At 36.6% G+C, this 20,277-nt stretch carries 19 protein-coding genes; 13 read left to right on the forward strand and 6 right to left on the reverse strand.

Annotation, left to right across the window (positions count from 1 at the left end):
- Positions 1–3 precede the first annotated feature (3 nt).
- From ACMAZI_RS13695 to ACMAZI_RS13715, 5 genes are all read left to right on the forward strand, one after another.
- Entirely contained in the window at positions 4–3,123 is a 3,120-nt protein-coding gene (locus ACMAZI_RS13695; RefSeq protein WP_412474319.1) for an efflux RND transporter permease subunit, read from the forward strand.
- A 164-nt stretch (positions 3,124–3,287) separates the two neighbouring features.
- Positions 3,288–4,073, forward strand: coding sequence for a hypothetical protein (locus tag ACMAZI_RS13700; RefSeq protein ID WP_412474320.1), 786 nt, complete (start codon positions 3,288–3,290; stop codon positions 4,071–4,073).
- A gap of 134 nt (positions 4,074–4,207) precedes the next feature.
- Positions 4,208–4,765 (forward strand): hypothetical protein, encoded by a 558-nt coding sequence (locus ACMAZI_RS13705; protein WP_334679149.1) that lies wholly within the window; start codon positions 4,208–4,210, stop codon positions 4,763–4,765.
- 121 nt (positions 4,766–4,886) lie between these two features.
- Positions 4,887–5,996 (forward strand): hypothetical protein, encoded by a 1,110-nt coding sequence (locus ACMAZI_RS13710; RefSeq protein WP_412474321.1) that lies wholly within the window; start codon positions 4,887–4,889, stop codon positions 5,994–5,996.
- A gap of 33 nt (positions 5,997–6,029) precedes the next feature.
- Complete coding sequence (locus ACMAZI_RS13715) at positions 6,030–6,545, forward strand: hypothetical protein (RefSeq protein WP_115360814.1); 516 nt, start codon at positions 6,030–6,032, stop codon at positions 6,543–6,545.
- Here the strand turns inward: ACMAZI_RS13715 and recQ are convergent.
- Entirely contained in the window at positions 6,529–8,415 is a 1,887-nt protein-coding gene (recQ, locus tag ACMAZI_RS13720; RefSeq protein ID WP_199506626.1) for a DNA helicase RecQ, read from the reverse strand. The two genes, ACMAZI_RS13715 and recQ, sit on opposite strands and share 17 nt — an antisense overlap.
- Positions 8,416–8,546: 131 nt before the next feature.
- On the opposite strand from recQ, the gene ACMAZI_RS13725 reads away from it, so the two are divergent.
- The 3 genes from ACMAZI_RS13725 to ACMAZI_RS13735 are packed head-to-tail and all read left to right on the forward strand — an operon-like array spanning position 8,547 to position 12,293.
- Positions 8,547–9,137 carry an arylesterase gene (locus ACMAZI_RS13725; RefSeq protein ID WP_334679152.1) on the forward strand — a complete coding sequence of 197 codons (591 nt, stop codon included), beginning with the start codon at positions 8,547–8,549 and terminating at the stop codon, positions 9,135–9,137.
- A complete protein-coding gene (locus ACMAZI_RS13730; protein ID WP_199506625.1) occupies positions 9,137–9,814 on the forward strand; it encodes an ABC transporter ATP-binding protein in 678 nt (225 codons plus the stop codon). Before ACMAZI_RS13725 ends, ACMAZI_RS13730 begins: the two co-directional genes overlap by 1 nt.
- Complete coding sequence (locus ACMAZI_RS13735; RefSeq protein WP_412474322.1) at positions 9,804–12,293, forward strand: ABC transporter permease; 2,490 nt, start codon at positions 9,804–9,806, stop codon at positions 12,291–12,293. Before ACMAZI_RS13730 ends, ACMAZI_RS13735 begins: the two co-directional genes overlap by 11 nt.
- Positions 12,294–12,336: 43 nt before the next feature.
- Here ACMAZI_RS13735 and ACMAZI_RS13740 read toward each other — a convergent pair whose 3' ends face one another.
- Together ACMAZI_RS13740 and ACMAZI_RS13745 are read right to left on the reverse strand one after the other, a co-directional pair.
- Positions 12,337–13,131: a hypothetical protein gene (locus ACMAZI_RS13740; RefSeq protein WP_412474323.1), complete on the reverse strand. Its 795-nt coding sequence runs from the start codon at positions 13,129–13,131 to the stop codon at positions 12,337–12,339.
- Positions 13,132–13,346: 215 nt separating this feature from the next.
- Positions 13,347–14,945: an ABC-F family ATP-binding cassette domain-containing protein gene (locus ACMAZI_RS13745; protein WP_120404493.1), complete on the reverse strand. Its 1,599-nt coding sequence runs from the start codon at positions 14,943–14,945 to the stop codon at positions 13,347–13,349.
- Between the two features lie 178 nt (positions 14,946–15,123).
- Here ACMAZI_RS13745 and ACMAZI_RS13750 point away from each other — a divergent pair, with 178 nt between their 5' ends.
- The 5 genes from ACMAZI_RS13750 to ACMAZI_RS13770 all read left to right on the forward strand — a co-directional run bounded on the left by ACMAZI_RS13750 (position 15,124) and on the right by ACMAZI_RS13770 (position 18,594).
- Positions 15,124–16,089 carry an alpha/beta hydrolase family esterase gene (locus ACMAZI_RS13750; protein ID WP_412474324.1) on the forward strand — a complete coding sequence of 322 codons (966 nt, stop codon included), beginning with the start codon at positions 15,124–15,126 and terminating at the stop codon, positions 16,087–16,089.
- Between the two features lie 95 nt (positions 16,090–16,184).
- Positions 16,185–16,646 (forward strand): BLUF domain-containing protein, encoded by a 462-nt coding sequence (locus tag ACMAZI_RS13755; protein WP_120404495.1) that lies wholly within the window; start codon positions 16,185–16,187, stop codon positions 16,644–16,646.
- A gap of 36 nt (positions 16,647–16,682) precedes the next feature.
- On the forward strand, positions 16,683–17,900 hold the full coding sequence (locus ACMAZI_RS13760; protein WP_115360797.1) for an NAD(P)/FAD-dependent oxidoreductase: 1,218 nt from the start codon (positions 16,683–16,685) through the stop codon (positions 17,898–17,900).
- Complete coding sequence (locus tag ACMAZI_RS13765; protein ID WP_120404497.1) at positions 17,893–18,294, forward strand: HIT domain-containing protein; 402 nt, start codon at positions 17,893–17,895, stop codon at positions 18,292–18,294. The genes ACMAZI_RS13760 and ACMAZI_RS13765 overlap by 8 nt, the downstream gene beginning before the upstream one ends.
- A gap of 105 nt (positions 18,295–18,399) precedes the next feature.
- Positions 18,400–18,594, forward strand: coding sequence for a cold-shock protein (locus ACMAZI_RS13770; RefSeq protein WP_115360793.1), 195 nt, complete (start codon positions 18,400–18,402; stop codon positions 18,592–18,594).
- A gap of 58 nt (positions 18,595–18,652) precedes the next feature.
- Here the strand turns inward: ACMAZI_RS13770 and ACMAZI_RS13775 are convergent, their stop codons facing one another.
- The 3 genes from ACMAZI_RS13775 to ACMAZI_RS13785 are packed head-to-tail and all read right to left on the reverse strand — an operon-like array spanning position 18,653 to position 20,197.
- Entirely contained in the window at positions 18,653–19,498 is an 846-nt protein-coding gene (locus ACMAZI_RS13775) for a S1 RNA-binding domain-containing protein (protein ID WP_412474325.1), read from the reverse strand.
- Complete coding sequence (locus tag ACMAZI_RS13780; protein WP_412474326.1) at positions 19,446–19,808, reverse strand: DUF1456 family protein; 363 nt, start codon at positions 19,806–19,808, stop codon at positions 19,446–19,448. The genes ACMAZI_RS13775 and ACMAZI_RS13780 overlap by 53 nt, the downstream gene beginning before the upstream one ends.
- An 8-nt stretch (positions 19,809–19,816) precedes the next feature.
- Positions 19,817–20,197 (reverse strand): RNA recognition motif domain-containing protein, encoded by a 381-nt coding sequence (locus ACMAZI_RS13785; protein WP_114706486.1) that lies wholly within the window; start codon positions 20,195–20,197, stop codon positions 19,817–19,819.
- Between the last annotated feature and the right edge of the window lie 80 nt (positions 20,198–20,277).

The following is a 20,277-nucleotide window of genomic DNA, read 5'->3' on the forward strand; positions in this document are numbered from 1 at the left end:
AAGATGAATTTAATTAATAAGCTTATTGAATTTAGTGTTCACAATCGACTCTTTGTCTTTATCGCAACGGTTATTCTCATTATTGGTGGGATCTATTCATTTGATCGACTAGCAATTGATGCTGTTCCAGATATAACAAATACTCAAGTACAAGTTAATACCGGAGTTAAAGGTCTAACACCCGAAGAAGTTGAGCGAATGGTGACTTTCCCAATTGAGTCGGCCTTAACAGGTATGCCTGGTGTGGAACAAACACGCTCAGTTTCAAAGTATGGAATTTCACAAGTTACAGTAATCTTTAGTGAAGAGACAGATATTTACAAGGCTCGTCAGTTAACGTCAGAGAAACTTGTTAATTTGGAGCTCCCTCAAGGAATAAAACCTGAGATGGGACCTATATCCACAGGATTAGGGGAGATTTTTCACTACTCTCTAAAGTCTAAGAAAGAATATGTTAACGAAGAGGAGAAACTTCTCTCTTTAATGGAGCTTCGCTCAATTCAAGATTGGTTTATCAAGCCACGTCTTTTAACTGTAAAAGGGGTAACCGAAGTCAATACAACTGGCGGTTATGAGAAGCAATATTTCATTCAACCAGATATTGATAAAATGGCCCGCTTCGGAATTCACTTTGATGATATTGAAGAAGCAATTCGCAGTACAAATATTAATGTGGGTGGTGGCTATATCCCACAAACTGGAGAACAATTACTTGTTCGAGGTGTAGGACTATTAAAGTCTATTTCTGATATTGAAAATATTGTTATTAAGCGTCTTGGCTCTCTTGATATTATTCGTGTCAAAGATGTGGCCCAAGTTAAGTTTGATAAAGAGATTCGCACAGGTGCAGCAACTCATAATGGCCAAGAGGCTGTTCTTGGGACGGCCTTTATGCTTCTTGGTGAAAACTCTCGTGCCGTCTCTCTACGCTTAAAAGATAAGATTGATGAGATTAAGAAGAACTTACCAGAATGGGTGGAGTTAGAAGTTGTCTATAATCGTTCTGACATGGTTAATGCTACTTTAAGTACTGTCGAGCATAACTTAATTGTTGGAGCGGGTCTTGTCATGGCCTTTCTCATGCTTCTTGTTGGAAATTTTAGAGCAGCTATCATTGTCGCAGCAACAATTCCAATTTCTCTTCTTATTACTTTTATTCTAATGCACTGGCAAAATGTTTCAGGGAATCTCATGAGCCTTGGTGCTTTAGACTTTGGTATTATTGTTGATGGTGCTGTTATTGTTATTGAAAATTGTGTTCATCGTCTACAAAAGCGAACTAAGGAGTTAGGAAGGTCTTTATCAAGAGATGAGATTAAAAGTCTTGTGATTCAAAGTGCTATCGAAATTCGCTCAGCTGCAGGTTTTGGTGAGCTCATCGTTATCGTCGTTTTCATTCCTCTCTTTGCTTTAACAGGTATTGAAGGAAAGATGTTTGGGCCTATGGCCATGACTTTTATTATGGCCTTAGCAAGTGCCCTTGTTCTCTCATTCACTCTTGTTCCGGCCCTGGCCGCAACGTTCTTAAGTTCAAATACAAAAGATGTGGAACCAAGACTTATGACAATGGCAAAGCGGTCTTTTGCGCCTATTTTAAATCTAGCATTAAGGTTTAAAAAAGTTGTTCTTGGTTTTGGATTAGCAAGTATCGCTCTTGGTGTCTTACTTTTTTCTTCTCTTGGATCAGAATTTATCCCACAACTTGATGAAGGAGACTTTGCTGTCCAATTTATTCGTCCTGCAAATATCAGTATTGAAAACTCAATTAAACTTCAACGCTTAAGTGAAGATGTCATTAAAGAATTCCCTCATGTTAAAAATGCTTTTGGCCGTACTGGTGCAAGTGAAATTAGTACTGATCCTATGGGAGTTAATATCTCAGACACCTATGTCATGCTAAATCCTAAAAGTATGTGGCCTAAAGGAGATATTAAAACGAAGAAGGATTTGATGGAGGAGATTCGCAAGGCCTTGGCCAATAATATTCCGGCCCAAGTGATGATGTTTTCACAACCAGTTGAACTTCGTTTTAATGAGATTCTTGAAGGGACTCGATCTGAAGTTTCAGCTAAGGTCTACGGTGAAGATCTGGCCGTCATAACTGATGTTGCAAATAAGGTTGCGTCCGCAATTAAGAAAGTCGATGGTGCAGGAGAAGTAGAAGTCGAATCAAAGGGAATGTCTCCAATGATTCAATACACTCCTAAACTCGATGAACTTGCAAAACTTGGTGTTAGTAGTAAACCAGTATTAGATGTCATTTCAACGGCCATTGGTGGCGCTCAAGTTGGTAGCATTTATGATGGTGTTAAGAAGTATCCAATTGTCACAAGACTCTCTGGTGAAGAAAGGCGTGATGTTGAAACGATCTCCAATCTACCTGTCGGAATTTCAGATGGGTATACTGTAAAAATAAGTGACGTTGCCCATATTGATTTTTCTGAAACCTATTCTTCTGTGAATCGTGAAAACTCTGTTCGAAGACTTGCTATTCTTATCAATCCAAAAACTCGTGATATTGAAAACTTTGTAAAGAATGCATCTAAGGAAGTTGAGAAGCTTAACCTTCCTGATGGCTACTATGTTGAATGGGGTGGAAGTTTTAGGAATCTCATTTCTGCTAAGAAGCGCTTAAGTATTCTTGTTCCTCTAGCTCTTTTACTAATTCTCGTTATGCTCTATGGTGCTTTTAGAAATTATGCACAAGTGTTTCTTATTTTCTTATGCGCACCAATGGCCTTAATTGGTGGAGTTCTTTCACTTAAATTACTTGGCCTACCATTTAGTATTTCAGCTGGAGTCGGCTTTATTGCTCTTTGTGGTATTAGTATTTTAAATGGTGTGGTTTTAGTAACGTATTTTAATCGTCTTCTAAAAGATGGTAAGTCTCCAGATGATGTCGTTCGAGAAGGGACGATGATTAGACTAAGGCCTGTTCTAATGACGGCACTAACTGATATTTTTGGTTTTTTACCAATGGTTTTTTCAACGGGACTTGGTGGCGAAGTTCAGCGCCCTCTTGCAACAGTTGTTGTTGGGGGAATATTGTCGGCAACAATTTTAACATTAATTGTCTTACCATCTCTCTATCGACTCTTTATTCATAAAATGCGTCCGCAATAATCTATAAAGCCTTAAAATTTAAGAGAAATCTTAAGTTTTAAGGCTTTCTTTATTCTGTCACAATATGGTGTTTAATCTTAGTTCACTAGCTTTAAATTTTTCAATTTTAGAATATTTTATTCAATAAATGATAATTTATTCTTAAATATTTAATAGGGGAGAAAATGAGGAAAATTTCAATTATTGCATTACTTGTACTTTTGAATCTATCAGCTTCGGCCAGCCTTTCTAATATAGAGGGACTATCAAGTTGTCGCTTCTCAAGTAAGTATGAAGCACGAAATTTTGCAAAGGCACTTGATGGCTCTGTTGTTGCAGCGGCCCGAATTAGCACTGCTGATCTTGCTCAAGTCGATTCGTGTTCGACTGCTATGACTATGGCTCTAAAAGAAGGTTATAAATACGAAGATATTATCAATAACGTTGATACTTCTAAGAAGTTATTTGATAACGGAATCGAAGCAACAATACTTTTAAAAGGTATTGATGAGTATGTCGTCAATGGGACGACTTACACGGGTACTAATTCTATCATTGATGGTGACTTCGACATGATGGTTAGTGTTAATGGTAAGCGAAATGAAATTTCTCAAGGTATCCCAACTGATGTGGGAAGCAATTCATTCATAATTAAAGTTCTTTCCGATAAGAAGATTAATATTAGTAGCAAAGAAAATGATCTCGATGCCAATGTAAATGCAATTATCACTAAGGATGAAAAAGGTGAGATAAAATCATTTTCTGTACTTTCTAAAGACTTAGAAGCCTTTTTAAAGCCTGTCCTTGATGAACAAGGAATCTCTTTGGCCAAAGGCCTTAATATGAATACTCAGGATTTAAGTTTTGCCATGGATTATGAAGTGTCGGCCATGGATTGTGGAAAAGATCTAAAAGGTGTTTTTAAATGCTCCAGCGCATTTATTTTTAAAATGTCAGTTCAATTCAAATAATCACTAAGCCCTTAATATATAAGGGCTTTTTTTGTGTCAAATTTTCTAACAGGCCCTATCTAATTTTCAATTACACCCAAAGTTTAATGTTTAGTTGTTAAATTAATTAAATATAAACTTTAGGGAGAGAAAATATGAAAAAGAAACTTATTATTTCTATGTTGGCACTTCTTAGTGCTCCTACTTTTGCTGCAAACGGTATCCAAGCATCTGTTGAGTTAAATGGAGTTGATACATATAAAGTAGAAAAAAATGTTCTGCAAGGTGATCGATCAAGCATTAATGGACAGGTTGATATGTTAATCGTTGTTGAAGGTCAAAGCCAAGAAGTTTCTCAAGTAGTTCCTGTACAAGTAGATTCTAATAATATGAGAATTGAAGTGGTATCAAAAGATGAAGTTCGTCTAATTGATGATGAATCAGGTATTAACACAATCGTTAAAGCAGACGTTAAAAAGTCTCTATTTGGACGTGTGAAGTCTGTTTATGTAAGTTCTGAAGAATTAGAAGCTGCGCTTAAGCCTGTTTTAGATGCACAAGGATTAGACCTTGCTAAAGGTTTTCATATGAAAACAGATGAGGGCTCTTTCTCTATGGACTATAAAGTTTCAGCTATGGAATGTAATGAAGTAGAGAAGAATGAATTAGAGTGTCGTTCTTCTTTCGTATTTAATATGTCTGTCCAATTCTAATTGGCACTAATTTGACCAGCTTAGCTTATTAAGTTGGTCAAGTCTTTGATATCATTATAAATATAAGATAAATATTTAATTTCTGATATAATTACTCCGTTAAGTGTAATGGGAGAATTATATGAGGAAATCATTTATTGCGACATTTACACTAATTTCATTAGTTTCAATACCCGCTCAATCAAAAATGATTGTTGAAAAAGAAGAATATAATGCTCAGGCCATTATCAAAGAGTATGCTCTTGAAAACTTCTATCAACGCTTCCTTGATATTACTGATACATATAATGATAATCGTCTCGATCCTGAGACATTTGCAACTTCTTTCAAAGACGTTAAAGAACAACATAAGTTTTATCGTTGGGCCAAGAAAGTTGGTATAAAGAAATTACCAGAGGCAAAAATTGAAGAAGGTGTTGCAACAATTCAAGTAGGTGAACATAAGATTCAATATTCGATTGCAACACTTGTTAAAAATGAAATCCTTGTCAATGGTAGGGCCTATGAGTTTGAGAAATTAAGTTTTAATCAAGCATTTAATAAGCTTAAGGATAAGGTTAATACACAAAAGAGGGTAACAATCCTAGACCTTATTGTAAGTCCCGCTTTTGCAGATGCAAATACAGGGTTAGAAAATGCGATGTTAGCAACACTACTATACTTAAACTCTGACTTTGCTGAGAGAGAGTGGTGCGTATCATGCTCAGATGAAAATAAGGTAGTCACTAAGAAAAACTTTGAAAAACTACTTTCAAAAGTAGATGAAAAAATAGTCGCATGTGAAAATGAATCTGCTGGAATTGAAGATGTTTACAGTAATATTTCATATTTTGAAGGTCGTGATGATGAGGGCGGTTTTAGAATGACTTCAGCTGCTAATCTCAAGAATTACTTTCCTCAAATTGAAAGAGAGTTAAAAGATGTAACATGTGAGTCTCTAGTCTTTGATATTTATAAAGATGAAATTTTTCCAGGCAAAAAGCATCTTATTACTCAATATGCAGAAGGTGATAGTTATCGCCGAGCAAATATGGCCACAACAGTGAAGCAGAAGTACGATAGTAAAGTTAAAGCAAGCTGTGATCGTGTTGCTCAATTAAATGCATGTATGCTTAATAACTCTTATTCAGCTCAAGATGTCTATAATAATTCGCGATCTTCAGGTGAAAAAGAATTCAATTGGCGCTCAAAACCTAGAAAAGATTATAAAGTACGAGGTATTTCACAATAGAATCTTCAGATCTTTTGTGCTAAAAATGACGCTATGGATGAATTATCAGAAGCATTTGAAAATATCTTAGAAAAAATTGAGTTTAAGAAGCATCAGCAATTTGCTGAATTCTTACCTAAGCTTATCCACGTCTCTAACGATTCGTCTAAGAGTACGTACGCAATGTACAATAATATGGTTTTTAAACTCGATGAATTCTTTAAAGGAATGCCTAATTTTCAAAATGAATTTGGTAAAGATAAGAAGTATCTTGCAGGAACTCATGTTCTTCGTGCTATTACTGACGAGTTAGGCTTTGAATTAGATGATGAAGAGCTTTTCATTATTTATCACTTAAGAGATCTTGGAAAGTTTAGAAAGAGAGAAAAAGATCTCCATGATGAACTTAAAAGTCTTTGGACTCAGCCGCAGTACAAGGAGTTTGCTCTTGGTGATCAAGACTTTTCTCACGCCATTAAAAATCTTATGCGTGCAAAATTCATTGATTACCGTCGCGGAAATCTCCATATAAAGCCATCTCTAATTGTAAGATTTAAGAATCGCTATTAACTGCTTCTAAAAAGATTTTTCCAAATCTCTTTAATTTCTTTGGCCCAACACCATAGATATCTTCTAGGTCGGTAAGGGTTTGTGGACGTTGCGCGGCCATCTCCATTAGTGTCTTATCTGGAAAGATCTTGAAGGCTTGAGTGCGTTTTTGCTTGGCAAGCTTGGAGCGCAGGACTCTTAAGTTCTCATAAAGAGTCTTATCTGTTCCGTCGTTAGGCTTATAAGTTGCTGCTGACTTTTTGCGAGTCGTTTTCTTTTTCGTCGTTTTTTTCTTTGTTGCCTTAGCTGCTTTCTTTGCTGCTTTTACTTTTGCAGCTGGCGCACCTTTTTTAAAATCTGCACGAATAAAGACCTCTTTTCGGCCTTCGATGACTTCAATGGCAGATTGAGTGAGTTTTATCTGAGAGGTTCCATCCATGATCATCTTAAGATGGCCTTGAGCAATGAGTTGGCGACAAAGCGAATAGAGAAAGCCTTCATCTTCATTAGATGCATAAGAAAAACTTGTTATATGGTGGTGGCCATTCTTTTGTATAACTCCCGAGATATTACCTTTAAGAACATCCACAATATAATGAACGTTGTAGCGTTGATCTGTTTCATAAACACAAGTAAGAACTGCCTTAGCTAGTTCTGTTGCATTGATACGCTTATGTTTCGTCTGATCGTTTAAGCAAATATCACAATTTCCACATGGGCCAATGTATGGATCATTAAAATAGTTTAGAAGGACCTCTCTACGACAAGTTGTTGCTTCACTAAAGCCTAGGATTGCATCAAGTTTTTCTTCTGTAACTCGTCTTCTAGCAGCAGAGCTTACGCCTTTAGTGGCAATTCGTTTAAGAAGAACAAGGTCTCTTAGTCCATAGAACATAAGGACTTTTGAAGGAAGTCCGTCACGTCCAGCTCGTCCTGTTTCTTGGTAGTATGATTCAAGACATTTTGGCATATCCATATGGGCAACAAAACGAACGTCTGCTTTATCAATTCCCATTCCAAATGCAATGGTTGCTACAACGATGACGTTACTATCGTTAATAAACTTTTCTTGCACTTTTTCTCGGTAAGGAGCACTCATCCCGGCATGATAGGCATAGGCCTTGAAGCCCGCCTTAACAAGTTTATCTGCACATTCTTCAACACCACGGCGAGAGAGGCAGTAAACGATACCAGATTGGCCATTGAGATTTTCACTAATGAATTCTTCAAGCTTATAAAAGTCTTTTTCTTTTGTGGTTTTTTTATTAACGGCGTAAGTGATATTAGGACGATCAAATGAACTAATGAATATACCTGCACCATGAAGGTTTAGACAGCGGATAATTTCTCCGCGAGTTGCCTCTCCCGCAGTTGCAGTTAAGGCCATTCTTGGAACATCTGGGAATTTCTTTGTAATCATTCCAAGTTGCATATACTCAGGTCTGAAATCATGGCCCCATTGAGAAACACAGTGGGCCTCATCAATTGCAAAGAGAGAAATCTCAACTCGCTCTAGGATACGTTGAAAGTATTCATTCATCATACGCTCAGGTGAGACGTAGAGAATTTTAATATTTCCATTTAGAAGATTACCAACAATATCATCTTGTTCACTATGAGATATTGATGAATTAAGATAAGCAGCTTCAACACCTTTTTCGATAAGTGCATCGACTTGATCTTTCATCAAAGCGATAAGAGGAGAGATTACAATGGCCGTCCCAAAGCGGGCCAAGGCAGGAATCTGATAGCATAATGACTTACCGCCACCTGTTGGCATTAGGACCAGTGCGTTGTTTCCAGCGATAACGCTTTCCACAATTTGCTCCTGTTTGCCGCGAAACGCATCATATTTGAATATATTTTGAAGTATTTCAATTCCCTGACTCACTACTATAGTTTAACTGATCAAAAAGGGTCGGCAAAGCTTTAAAAGCTGTAATGTTAAATCTTTGTAAAAAAGCGAAATGAACTTCGCTATTTTTGCTGTGATGCCATAGAATATTTAAAATGGGGTTTTATATGAATAAATTATTATTAGTTCTATTAATCAGCTTTAGTGCATTTGCATCAAATAAAGTCTTATTTCTAGGAGATTCTCTGACTGCTGGTTATGGAATTGACCCGGAAAAAGCCTATCCGAATCTCGTTAGAGATATTCTAAAGAAAGAAGGGATTGAGATCACTGTTATGAATGCTAGTATCAGTGGCTCAACTTCAGCTTCAGCTGTTTCCCGTCTAAAGTGGTCACTACGAGGTAAGCCAGATGTGATGTTATTAGCTCTTGGTGCAAATGACGGTCTAAGAGGAATTAAGCTTCACTCGACAAAAGATAATCTTAAAAAGGCCATTAAGTTAGCAAAATCAAAAGGTGTAAAAGTGATTCTTGCAGGAATGCAGATTCCACCAAATTATGGGCCTGAGTATACAAAAGAGTTTAAGAAAATGTTTCCTGATTTAAAAAAAGAAGAAGGAGTAACCTTACTTCCTTTTCTCTTAAAAGACGTAGCAGGACAAAGAAAACTAAATTTAGATGATGGAATTCATCCAAATGAAGAAGGGCATAAGATCATTGCAAAAACTGTTGCCCCATTTATTAAGGGAGCACTTTAATGACTGAAATTGTTTTAACTTTAGATGAAGTAAAAAAAGACTTTTCTCAAGGGGAAGAAGTATTAAACGTTCTAAAGGGCGTTGACCTAAATGTTAGTGAAGGGGAAACCATTGCCATTCTAGGTAAGTCAGGAAGTGGTAAATCAACTCTGCTTTCACTTCTTTGTGGAATTGATGATGCAACTTCCGGCAATATTTCTTATCGTTCTAATTCTCTCAAGAACTTAAATAGTGAAGAGATAACTGATCTTCGAGCAAAACATATTGGTGTTGTATTTCAACAATTTCACCTATTAGAACATCTAAACGCATATGAAAATGTTCTGCTACCTTTAGAGGTCAATGGTAATAGTGATAAAAGTGAGCGAGTGGACTACTTCTTAGAAAAAGTCGGAATGTCTCATCGAAAAAGTCACTTTCCAAACCAACTAAGTGGCGGAGAAAAGCAAAGGATTGCTATTGCCCGAGCTCTCGTTACTCATCCTGGTGTTTTATTGGCAGATGAGCCAAGTGGCTCTCTTGATGAGAATACAGGTGGTGAAGTTATGGATCTTATATTTGATATCGTTCGCGATGAAAGGATGAGTCTTGTTCTTGTGACTCACGATAAGGACTTAGCTAAGAGATGTGAAAAAATATATCATCTTGAGAATGGAGTTCTTAGTCTTGAAGATTAAAATGGTAATGCGAGAGCTAAGAAGCTCTCCTGTATTCTTTCTTATTTTTATTTTAAATTTATCAATTGGAATGGTTGGGCTTTCAACAATTGAAGTATTTAAATCTTCTTTTGATAATGCTTTAAGTGCAAAGTCTAAAACTCTTCTTGGTTCTGATATTTCTATCAGTTCAAGAATTGCCATCACAAAAGACAGTCTTGATACGGCCAAGGAAAATCTCGATTATACTGAGATGACTAAGAATCGCTCTCTTTATTCCATGCTCTTTAACGGTGATAAGTCTCGTTTAGTTAATGTTAGAGGACTTGGTGCAGGCTTTCCATTTTATGGAGATATCATTGCAAAAAGTGGAAAACACTTTAAAGATATAAAAGATAATGAAGTTTTTATTTATCCAGAGCTTGTTGGGCAACTAGGTTTAGAAGTTGGTGATAATGTAAAAATAGGGGAGAAGTCCTTTGTTGTAGCAGGTATTGTTGAAGAGGATGGCGCGGCCGGATTTTCGATGGGTCAGCTTGCCCCAAGGTTATATCTTAAAAATGAAGTTTTAAATTCAACCCAGCTAATTAAGCCTGGGAGTACAATTTGGAGAAGTGTTCATTTTAAAATTGCAGGTGAACTCTCAGATAAGAATTTAAGAGAAGTCGAAAAGAATTTAGAAAGTAAAATTGTGGACTCATCCATTCGAGTGAGATCACCACAGTCTAATTCTCAAAGAGTTGGTCGATCGATGGATTATCTTGGAGACTTTCTTGGCCTAGTATCTCTTTGTGGTCTTTTTCTAGCAGGACTTGGCCTAATCTACCTTTTTAGAGGCTTCTTATTAAAACGTAGAAAAGATCTTGCAATCCTAAGTTTCATAGGAATGCGTAAGAAAGATATCTTTAAAATCTATACATTAAAGCTTTTCTTTCTAGGTCTTATTGGTTCTCTATTAGGTATTACAATTGGTTCGGCCTTTAGTCCTGTTATTCAAACTATGGTTAGTAAGAACCTAGGTATTGATATTAAATTACAATTTGAATTAACAACATTCTTCGTCACAATGGCCGTTGGTGTTGCTTCAACAATTGTCTTAGCTCCAGCTTTAATTATTCCTTATTTAAGACTAGACCAGAAGGCACTATTTGATCACGATACAACGCTTTCACGTAATATTTATGATTATTTATTATATATTCCAATTATTCTTTTTTACTGGGTAATGGCCATTTACTTAAGTGAAAGTATAAAAGTTGGAAGTGCATTTATCGCCGTCTTCCTTGTTATTGTCGGTATATTCTTTCCGTTGGGAAGCTTTATCTTAGATAGGCTTGGTAAACTTAGATTAAATCTTAATCTCTCATCGAGTATGGCCTATAAGTATGTAACTCGACATAAAATTTCCACTTTATTTATTTTTCTGTGCCTATTTATATCGACTTCACTTATGACTCTCATCCCATCAGTGAAAAACATTCTAAGTGCAGAGCTTTCGCTTCCCGCAGAAGAAAGACCTGTGTATTTTCTTTTTGATATCCAACCCGAACAAGTCGATGATTTAAAGTCTTTTGTTAAAGAAAAAAAATTAGAGCTCTTAAATATCTCTCCAATCGTTCGAGGACGACTTGTTAAAATTAATGGTGAAGGTTATAAACCTAGTGAAGGAGAAGATCTTACAAGGGAAGAACAAAGAGAGAGAAGGAGTCGTAACCGCTCCACGAATCTAAGTTATCGTGATCACCTCGTACGCGGTGAGGAGATTATAGAAGGACGCCTGCCTAAGAAGTTCGACTTTGAAACTGATGAAGTTGCAGAAGTCGGCCTAGAGTATCGATATGCAAATCGACTTGGAGTTGATTTAGGTGATGAGTTAGAATTCAATGTTTTGGGAATGCCAATTCTAGCTAAGGTTGTTGCTCTTAGATCAATTCGTTGGACAAGCTTTCTTCCAAACTTCTTTATCTCTTTTGGCCCTGGTGTTCTTGAGGATGCACCAAAAACTTTTATCGCAGCAGTTGGTAAAGGTGAGGGCGTTGTAAATGATGAGCTACAATCAAATTTCGCCGCTAAATTTCAAAACGTATCACTTATCGATATTCAAAGTTCTCTAAAGAGGATCGCAACAATAATGGAGAGTATCACAAAGATTCTAGTCACTATGAGCTTCATTGTTTTCTTAGTTGGGCTCTTAGTGATCTATTCTCTAATCTCACATCAATTAGAGTCACGAAGAGAGGATATCTCTCTTTTAAATATAATTGGAATTCGATTTAGTGAGATCAGAAAGTCTGTTATGAAAGAGATGGCATTGATGGCCATAAGCTCTGTTTTAGTGGGTATTGTCCTTGGTCAACTGGTAACTTTTGCAATTGCTGAATTACAATTTGATCTGCGCTATATCTTTAGTGGAGTTGAAATTATTGGCTTTGGTATGCTGATAATTGTTCTTTCAATTATCATTTCTTTTGCTTCTTTTAATCGCTTTATTAGAAAGTAAAGGCGGCCCGGTATATAGGCCGCCTTGGAGTAAGTATTGAAATTTACCAGTTATATCTTTCGGCACAGAAATAACGGTAATCGTTTTGGTAGTAATTTAGATCATCTCTAAGGTCAGCACAGATGTCATAACCAACAGAACAAGTATATGAGTAAAATGTTTGCTCAACGTGATCAGTATAGCTATCAACTAACTCGTAATTACATGTATCATATGAACTGTAACGGTGACGGTAACCATTATAAATGAAGTATGGGTAATCTGATCCATACCAATAACCATCACTATATGAAACTCTTACTCTTAGCCAACGGTTGTTATATACGTAAATTGGTCTAATTGTTCTGTGGTAGTCACGAGTCGTGTACCAACGACGATTGTGTCTTACATGATCGCGATATGGTGTGTGGCGATATCGACGATATGCTCTTGTTGGATCTGGTCTTCTTGTACGAGAATCATCGTATCTTCTATCAGTCGTTCTTCTTGTGCGAGAATCATCGTATCTTCTATCGTCAGTTCTTCTTGTGCGAGAATCATCGTATCTTCTATCGTCAGTTCTTCTTGTGCGAGAATTGTCGTATCTTCTATCATCTGTTCTTCTCGTACGAGAGTCATCATAGCGACGATCATTACGAGTTCTTGAGTTATCATAACGTCTGTCATCTCTTGTATTTCTTGAACGACTTCTATCTGATTGGTTATTACCACGTGTACGGCTATTGTCGTATTTTCCACTATTTCCACGTGATCGACGATCGCGGTCATCACGTCTACCAGCTGCAAAAGTTGTGGCCGTAAGTGCTGCTAGAACAGCAAAAAGAACTAATTTTCTCATGAAGAATCTCCCTAGAGTTTATTAAAATATTCTTTCTTCTAGCTTGGGAAAAAGGAGATTTGAAATAAAAATTTTATTTGGCCGATTAAATTAACTTTCTTACATTTATTGTTACGATATTATAGGTATTTGGAAGGATTTCTTACATTGCACAAAGTCAAAAGTGAGAACTAAGTAGCAAAAAGGCCTCAGTTAAGAGGCCTTGGTATTTCAAATTATTTAATTTTTGTTTTTAGGTAGTCATCGTAGCTGATGTACTTATCTTCGATCATTTTCCCAGTTTTATGATCTAGGTCGATAATACGGTTTGCAACCGTCTGAATGAACTCGTGGTCATGAGAAGTAAAGATTAGATTACCTTTAAATCTAGTGAAACCTTCGTTAACTGATGTGATACTTTCTAGGTCTAGGTGATCTGTTGGTCCATCGACTAGAAGAACATTTGCCCCTGAGAGCATAAGCTTAGACATCATACAACGAACTTTTTCTCCCCCTGAAAGAACATTCGTCTTTTTAAGAGCTTCCTCTCCTGAGAAAAGCATCTTACCAAGGAAGCCGCGGATAAATGTCTCATCCTTATCTTCTGAGTATTGTCTCAGCCAGTTCACAAGATCGTTCTTTCCATCCATGAAGTAGCTTGAGTTATCTTTTGGAAAGTATGACTTCGTTATTGTCACACCCCATTCAACGTCACCTGAATCCGGCTCCATTTCACCCATAAGGATTTTCATAAGAGTTGACTTAGCAACATCGTTCTCACCAAGAAGAACAATCTTGTCATCTTTATTGAGCATAAATGAAATATTATCAAGCAGCTTAACACCATCAATTGTCTTAGAAATATTATTAACTCGTAGGATCTCTTTTCCAGCTTCACGCTTTGGTTCAAAATGAACAAATGGATACTTACGAGTTGATTTTGGAAGATCGTTTAGCTCTAGTCTTTCTAATTGCTTTTGACGAGAAGTCGCCTGAGAAGACTTAGAAGCATTGGCAGAGAATCGTTGAATGAAGGCCTTAAGCTCTTTTGCCTTCTCTTCTGCTTTCTTATTCTGATCGGCACGAAGCTTTGCTGCAATCTCTGAAGACTTTCTCCAGAAGTCATAGTTTCCAGCGTAAGTTGTGATTTTACCAAAGTCGATATCTGCAATGTGTGTACAGACTTTATTTAAGAAGTGACGATCGTGGGATACAACGATCACAGTCTTTTCATAATTTAATAGGAAGTTCTCAAGCCACTGAATGGCCTTGATATCAAGGTTGTTTGTCGGCTCATCCAGAAGAAGAATATCTGGAGATCCAAATAATGCTTGAGCAAGTAAGACCTTTACTTTTTCTGGACCAGTAAGTTCTTTCATCGTCTTATAATGGTATTCAGTTCCGATCCCTAGACCAGAAAGAAGGATACCTGCTTCAGATTCTGCTTCGTAACCATTCATTTCGGCAAATTCACTTTCAAGCTCTGCTGCCTTCATTCCATCTTCATCACTAAAGTCTTCTTTCATGTAGATGGCATCTTTTTCTTTCATAATTGAGTAAAGCTTTTCGTTACCCATAAGAACAGCTTGAAGAACTTGTTCTTCTTCATATGCAAAGTGATCCTGCTTAAGAATTGAGAGGCGCTCACCTGGAGTGATATTAACTGTACCATTATTAGGTTCAATTTCTCCTGAAAGAATTTTTATAAACGTTGATTTTCCAGCACCATTGGCACCAATTAGCCCGTAGCAATTACCTGGAGTAAATTTAATATTAACGTCTTCAAATAGCTTCTTTCCACCAAAGCTTAAACCAACATTGGAAGTTGAAATCATAAATTGTCCTTCATTTTAAATAGATGCTTAACGAGGCATAGCTTAATATATTTAATGCGTTTAGTCTACGGATTTACTTGGTTCTTAAAGCAAAATTATTTTAGGGCCAAAGACAACTAACTTCATCAAAAGATTTTTTTGATTGTGATAAAATTTGTCTCATCAAAAGGAGTCTGTCGTGAAAGCTTGGGCCACAATAGTGGCGTTCCTTCTTATTGCTCTAAATGCTTACGCTGGTCCATCAGACTATTACTCAAAGCATCATCGCTTTAAGGCAATTAAGACAACTCACTATATAAAGATCTCAAAAGATGGCCACCCAAAGGCCCTTCTAGAGCTACCAAGACGATATAAAGAAAGGGAAAAATGGCCACTTGTGGTCAATATACATGGCTATACCGGTAATATCTTTCTCCAGTATATACTAACGAGACTTTCGAATTATAAAGATATTCTTGGGTTTATGATTCTTACTCCTCAAGGGAGAACTGATCGCGACGGTAATACATTTTGGAATGGTGGAAACTTCTGTTGTGATTTCTACGAAACTGGAGTGGATGATACGCTCTATATGAAAAATCTTATCGACTATATAGCTTCACATCCAGACTTTAATCGAGTCGATACCAGAAGAATTTATTACTTCGGCCATTCAAACGGCGGCTTCTTTGCCTATAAGATGGCCTGTGCTTATCCCAATTATGTAACGGCCGTTGGCACCTTGGGAGCATCTCTAGATCTTCGAGATGAAAATGGAGAAATTATCGTTGAGCAGGATCCATGTCCACAGGCCAGTGCGATTCCTATTTTTCATATTCATGGTACCAAGGATAAATCAATTCCATATGCAGGAAAGGATTATATGCCTGAGTATGACTTTGGCCATATTGGAGCAAGGGAAGCTGTTGAGCGATGGCTCTATCATAATCGTTGTGACATGCAAGGGGATCAGAAAAGAACAAATGCGAGCTTGTTTATTTGGGGCAAAGAAACAAGAGTTGAAACCTTTAGCAACTGTGAAAACCAAGCAACTGTGAAATTAGCAACCGTTAGAAGAGGAAGGCATATCGAGCTGCTGCGGTATCGTTTTTACAAAAAGATGCTCAAGTTCTTTTTGAAGTATCAAAAATCAAGCATTGAATAGATTCATTATTAAGTAGCAATTTAAGTATTCTTGTCTTCAAAAGAATCCATTTGGACATCTATAATGGAAGAAATAGACGAGCAAGGTGGTTCATAATGAGTAATGAATATCAAATTATCTACATTAGTGAGAAGACTAGTGAATTTGAGGCAGATCGCGACTTGAATAAAATTACTTCTGCATCCTTTCGAAATAATAATGCCCGTGATGTCACCGGTGTTCTCATGTACAACGGCGGTTTCTTCTTTCAAGTGATTGAAGGAAAAAAAGAAGACGTTATCTATACCTATAATAAGATTATTCTCGATCCTAGACATCAAAATGTTAATCTCTTATCAGATCGTGAGATTGAGCACAGAAGTTTTGAGAATTGGCCAATGGCACTTATTAAATTAAGTGATGTTGATCTGGATGTCATTGACCATGTGGTTGCTTGGAATGACCTAATTAATGATTCTCGTAAACATGAGCCCATCTCTGAAGATAAGATTGATCGATTAATCGAGGCTTTGAGATATAAAATTGATATGGATACTATTTCCTCAAAAGCTGCATAACTTTCCTGTCACTTGCTAGCATGTTAAAATTTGAACATGTCAAAACAAGTAAAGGTTGCCATCGTTGGAGGAGGCCCGGCCGGCCTCTTCTGCGCATATGAGCTGTTAAAAAATAATATTGAAGTTCACCTCTATGAAAAAACAGGTGGAGTTGGAAAGAAGTTCTTAGTTGCTGGAAATAGCGGCTTAAATCTTACCCACGGTGAAGAGTTATCAAGCTTTGTTAAACGCTATGGTGTTAATGAAGCGCGATTTAAAAAGTATATTGAAGACTTTACTCCGATGGATCTTGTTAATTGGGCAAAAGAGCTTGGTACAGAAACGTTTATTGGTTCAAGCGGACGTATTTTTCCAAAGAAAATGAAGGCCGCTGATATTCTCTATCAATGGATGAAGGCCCTAAAAGATCATCCTAATTTTCATCTCCATTTAAAACACGAATTAGAATATATTCTTGATGATGGCGATCTTGTCTTTCGTCATGAGCATGCCCAAAAAATAGTTAGAGCTGATTACTATATTTTCGCTCTTGGAGGCGGAAGTTGGAAAAAGACAGGTAGTGATGGTAAGTGGATCGATTATATCGAAAAACTTGGAGTTGAAACTCGTAAGCTAAAGGCCATGAATTGTGGCTTTGAAGTTGAATGGTCATCGCACTTTTTAGAAAAAGTTGACCGAGGCTTTGTAAAGAATGTCATTGTGACTAGTCGAGGAGAGTCTGCTCGAGGTGAGATTATGCTAACTCCATATGGCCTAGAAGGTGGCGCTATCTATGCTATCTCTAACTTTGTTCGTGATGAAATTGATGAAGTAGGTGAAGGAGTCATTAGTATTGACCTAAAGCCTGATCTCACTTTTAAAGAAGTCCTTGAGAAAGTTACTAAGAGGGGAAAAGACTCTCTTACAAATCGATTAAGGAAAGGATTAGGTTTAGATAAAGTGGCACTTGCTCTTTTGTATGAAGTTCTTGATCGCAAGAAGGCACAAGTTGATAAGGAATATCTTGCACATGTTATTAAGGACTGTTTAATTACTGCTCGAAGAACTCGTCCAATGGATGAGGCCATTTCAACATCTGGTGGAGTTTGTTTTTCTTCATTAAACGAAGACCTAAGTATGAAAATTAATGATCGATATTACTTTATAGGTGAGATGTTAGACTTTGAAGCACCTACTGGAGGATATCTCTTACAAGGATGTTTTTCGACAGCTTTTCAAGTTGCGAAATCGATAAAAGGAAAACTCAATGTTTAGTTTACACCCAACTTTAAAGAAAGACTTAGTAGAGATTTGTGACTTAAAACTTTGTAAGCTCATGCTCCTTCCCGATACTGAAAACCCATGGGCCGTTTTAATTCCACGTCTTGAAGACATAAGAGAAGTGCATGAATTATCACGTCAGGATCAAATACAATTGATGGATGAAATTAACGAGGTTTCATTATTTTTTGATAAGAATTTTGGGCCTGAAAAGATAAATATTGGCGCTCTAGGGAATATGGTTGCGCAATTACATGTTCATATTATCGCTCGTTACTCTAGTGATAGAGCGTGGCCCGGAGCTATTTGGGGCACAAAGTCAAAAAAAGAATCTTTTAAAATCAAAGAGTTAGAAGTGAAACTTAAAGAGGCTTTTTCACGAAACTGACAATGGACAGCAAAATAAATTTTTTTTCCTTTTTTCGTAGGTATTTGGCTACTTGTAGGGTAAAATTATCTTAACAAAAACAATTTTTTTAAGAGGTTTATTAAAATGAGTACAGGTACAGTTAAGTTCTACAATTCAACAAAGGGTTTCGGTTTCATCACAAAAGATGATGGTGGAGATCTTTTCTTTCACATTTCATCAGTTCAAGGTGGAGAGCCTAATGATGGTGACAAAGTAGAATACGAATTAGGTGAAGGTCCAAAAGGTCCATGCGCTATTAATGTTAAAGTAACTAATTAATATATATAATATTGCAAATTCACTTATTAAAAAAGCCTCGCTATTGCGAGGCTTTTCTTTATCTATTATCTTCTACTAATTTTATTCCATTATCATTTATTTCGATAAGCTTGTCTTTATAAAGCATACCAATCGATTTCTTAAATGTTTTCTTACTCATTCCTAGAAAGTTCTTAATATCTTCTGGTGAACTTTTGTCATGTAAAATACTTGAGCCGCCATTGCGTTTTAAAAAGTCTAAAATAACATCTTTTGAATCAACTAAGTTTTTAATTCCTTGTTCTTGCAAGGCCACATCCACAAGTCCGTCTTCACGGATCTTTTTTACGAATGCTTGATATGTATTACCAACTAAAACTCGTTGGAATGTTTCATTCTTATAGATCATTCCAATAAATTTACGATTTACAATTACACGATGACCAAGCTCAGTTTGAGAAGCAATTTGAATATCAACTTGATCTCCTTCACTTATATCAAAGTCTGAGCCTTGAATATATTGACCAAGTTTTGTTGTACCAAATATTCTTCCTGTACCGTCCTCTTTACAAACTCGCACAAGGTGAGACTCATATGGACGAACTTTTATTTTTTGTTCATTTCCAGGAACAAGTAGATCTTTACTAATACCTAAGTCAAAGAAAGCACCAAACTCTTGAACTTCAACAACTTTTAATAGAGCATACTCACCAACACATGCAAATGGCATCTCTGTTGTGGCCACTAGCTCTCCCTGAGTATCTGGATAGATGAAGACCTTTAAGTCACCACCTATCGTGATTTTTAAAGGTGCGAAGTCCTCTGGAAGAAAGACTTCCTGAGTTCCTTCTTGGTCAATTAGACGATAACCGTTATGAAGTTTTTTTAGGACCTTTAGAAGGTTTATTTTTCCTATATGAACCATTGAATTTTACCTTTGAGTGTTTCTTTGTTTTTGGAGCCGCTTTATTTGCTGTAGGCTTCTTTGCATTGGCCGCTGCTTTTTCGGCCCTTTCTTCTCTCGTTCCACGGTTTTTAATGATTAAACCATTTAGAAACTTTCTTAGTACTTGATCGCCACATTCCTTATAATTAGGGTGATCATCTTTTCGAAATAGAGCTGAAAGTTCAGTTTTAGTCATTTCAAATTCGACAAGTTTTAAGATTTCGATGATTTCAAAATCTTTTAGAGAAAGAGCAATTCGCAGCTTTTTTAAAATATCATTATTCGTCATTTCAGTGCCTACTTTCTAACGTTATCAAATAATTCTTGTAGGCCACGACGACGGCGACGTTTCTTAGCGACAATAATTTTTTCTTCGCTTATTTCTTTAGCTACTTTTTTCTTATCTTCCACTTCACGCTGCTTTTTTACTTCGTGATTATCAATTGCAAATGAGACCTTAACAGTTCTACCATCAAGTTGAGTGGCATTTAGACTATCTATGGCCTTTTGTGCCTGATCTTTCTTTTGCATTTTTACAAAAGCAATACCTTTACTCTTTTCAGTTCCTGGAATTTTAAGAAGATTCACATCACTTACTTTACCGTAGCGAGAAAAAATTCCCTTAAGGTTTTGTGCAGAAGTCTTGTAATTGAGATTTCCAATATAAATAGTTTCCATTTGGACCTTGTGTTTAAATCAATAATAATGGCCCAACCTAACACTTATCACTGAAAAAAGGGAGAAAACCTTTGAAAATA

The sequence above is a fragment of the Halobacteriovorax sp. YZS-3-1 genome (genome assembly GCF_047084945.1).
GTDB classification, from domain to species: domain Bacteria; phylum Bdellovibrionota; class Bacteriovoracia; order Bacteriovoracales; family Bacteriovoracaceae; genus Halobacteriovorax_A; species Halobacteriovorax_A vibrionivorans.

Bases quoted from the DNA above. Each gene is read 5' to 3' on its own strand.
- ACMAZI_RS13745 (WP_120404493.1), bottom strand. From the start codon at position 14,945: ATGATTTCAACTTCCAATGTTGGTTTAAGCTTTGGTGGAAAGAAGCTA.
- ACMAZI_RS13740 (WP_412474323.1), bottom strand. From the start codon at position 13,131: ATGAGAAAATTAGTTCTTTTTGCTGTTCTAGCAGCACTTACGGCCACA.
- ACMAZI_RS13785 (WP_114706486.1), bottom strand. From the start codon at position 20,197: ATGGAAACTATTTATATTGGAAATCTCAATTACAAGACTTCTGCACAA.
- ACMAZI_RS13755 (WP_120404495.1), top strand. From the start codon at position 16,185: ATGAGTAATGAATATCAAATTATCTACATTAGTGAGAAGACTAGTGAA.
- ACMAZI_RS13780 (WP_412474326.1), bottom strand. From the start codon at position 19,808: ATGACGAATAATGATATTTTAAAAAAGCTGCGAATTGCTCTTTCTCTA.
- ACMAZI_RS13695 (WP_412474319.1), top strand. From the start codon at position 4: ATGAATTTAATTAATAAGCTTATTGAATTTAGTGTTCACAATCGACTC.
- ACMAZI_RS13725 (WP_334679152.1), top strand. From the start codon at position 8,547: ATGAATAAATTATTATTAGTTCTATTAATCAGCTTTAGTGCATTTGCA.
- ACMAZI_RS13710 (WP_412474321.1), top strand. From the start codon at position 4,887: ATGAGGAAATCATTTATTGCGACATTTACACTAATTTCATTAGTTTCA.
- ACMAZI_RS13730 (WP_199506625.1), top strand. From the start codon at position 9,137: ATGACTGAAATTGTTTTAACTTTAGATGAAGTAAAAAAAGACTTTTCT.
- ACMAZI_RS13775 (WP_412474325.1), bottom strand. From the start codon at position 19,498: ATGGTTCATATAGGAAAAATAAACCTTCTAAAGGTCCTAAAAAAACTT.
- ACMAZI_RS13765 (WP_120404497.1), top strand. From the start codon at position 17,893: ATGTTTAGTTTACACCCAACTTTAAAGAAAGACTTAGTAGAGATTTGT.
- ACMAZI_RS13700 (WP_412474320.1), top strand. From the start codon at position 3,288: ATGAGGAAAATTTCAATTATTGCATTACTTGTACTTTTGAATCTATCA.
- ACMAZI_RS13770 (WP_115360793.1), top strand. From the start codon at position 18,400: ATGAGTACAGGTACAGTTAAGTTCTACAATTCAACAAAGGGTTTCGGT.
- ACMAZI_RS13760 (WP_115360797.1), top strand. From the start codon at position 16,683: ATGTCAAAACAAGTAAAGGTTGCCATCGTTGGAGGAGGCCCGGCCGGC.
- ACMAZI_RS13705 (WP_334679149.1), top strand. From the start codon at position 4,208: ATGAAAAAGAAACTTATTATTTCTATGTTGGCACTTCTTAGTGCTCCT.
- ACMAZI_RS13715 (WP_115360814.1), top strand. From the start codon at position 6,030: ATGGATGAATTATCAGAAGCATTTGAAAATATCTTAGAAAAAATTGAG.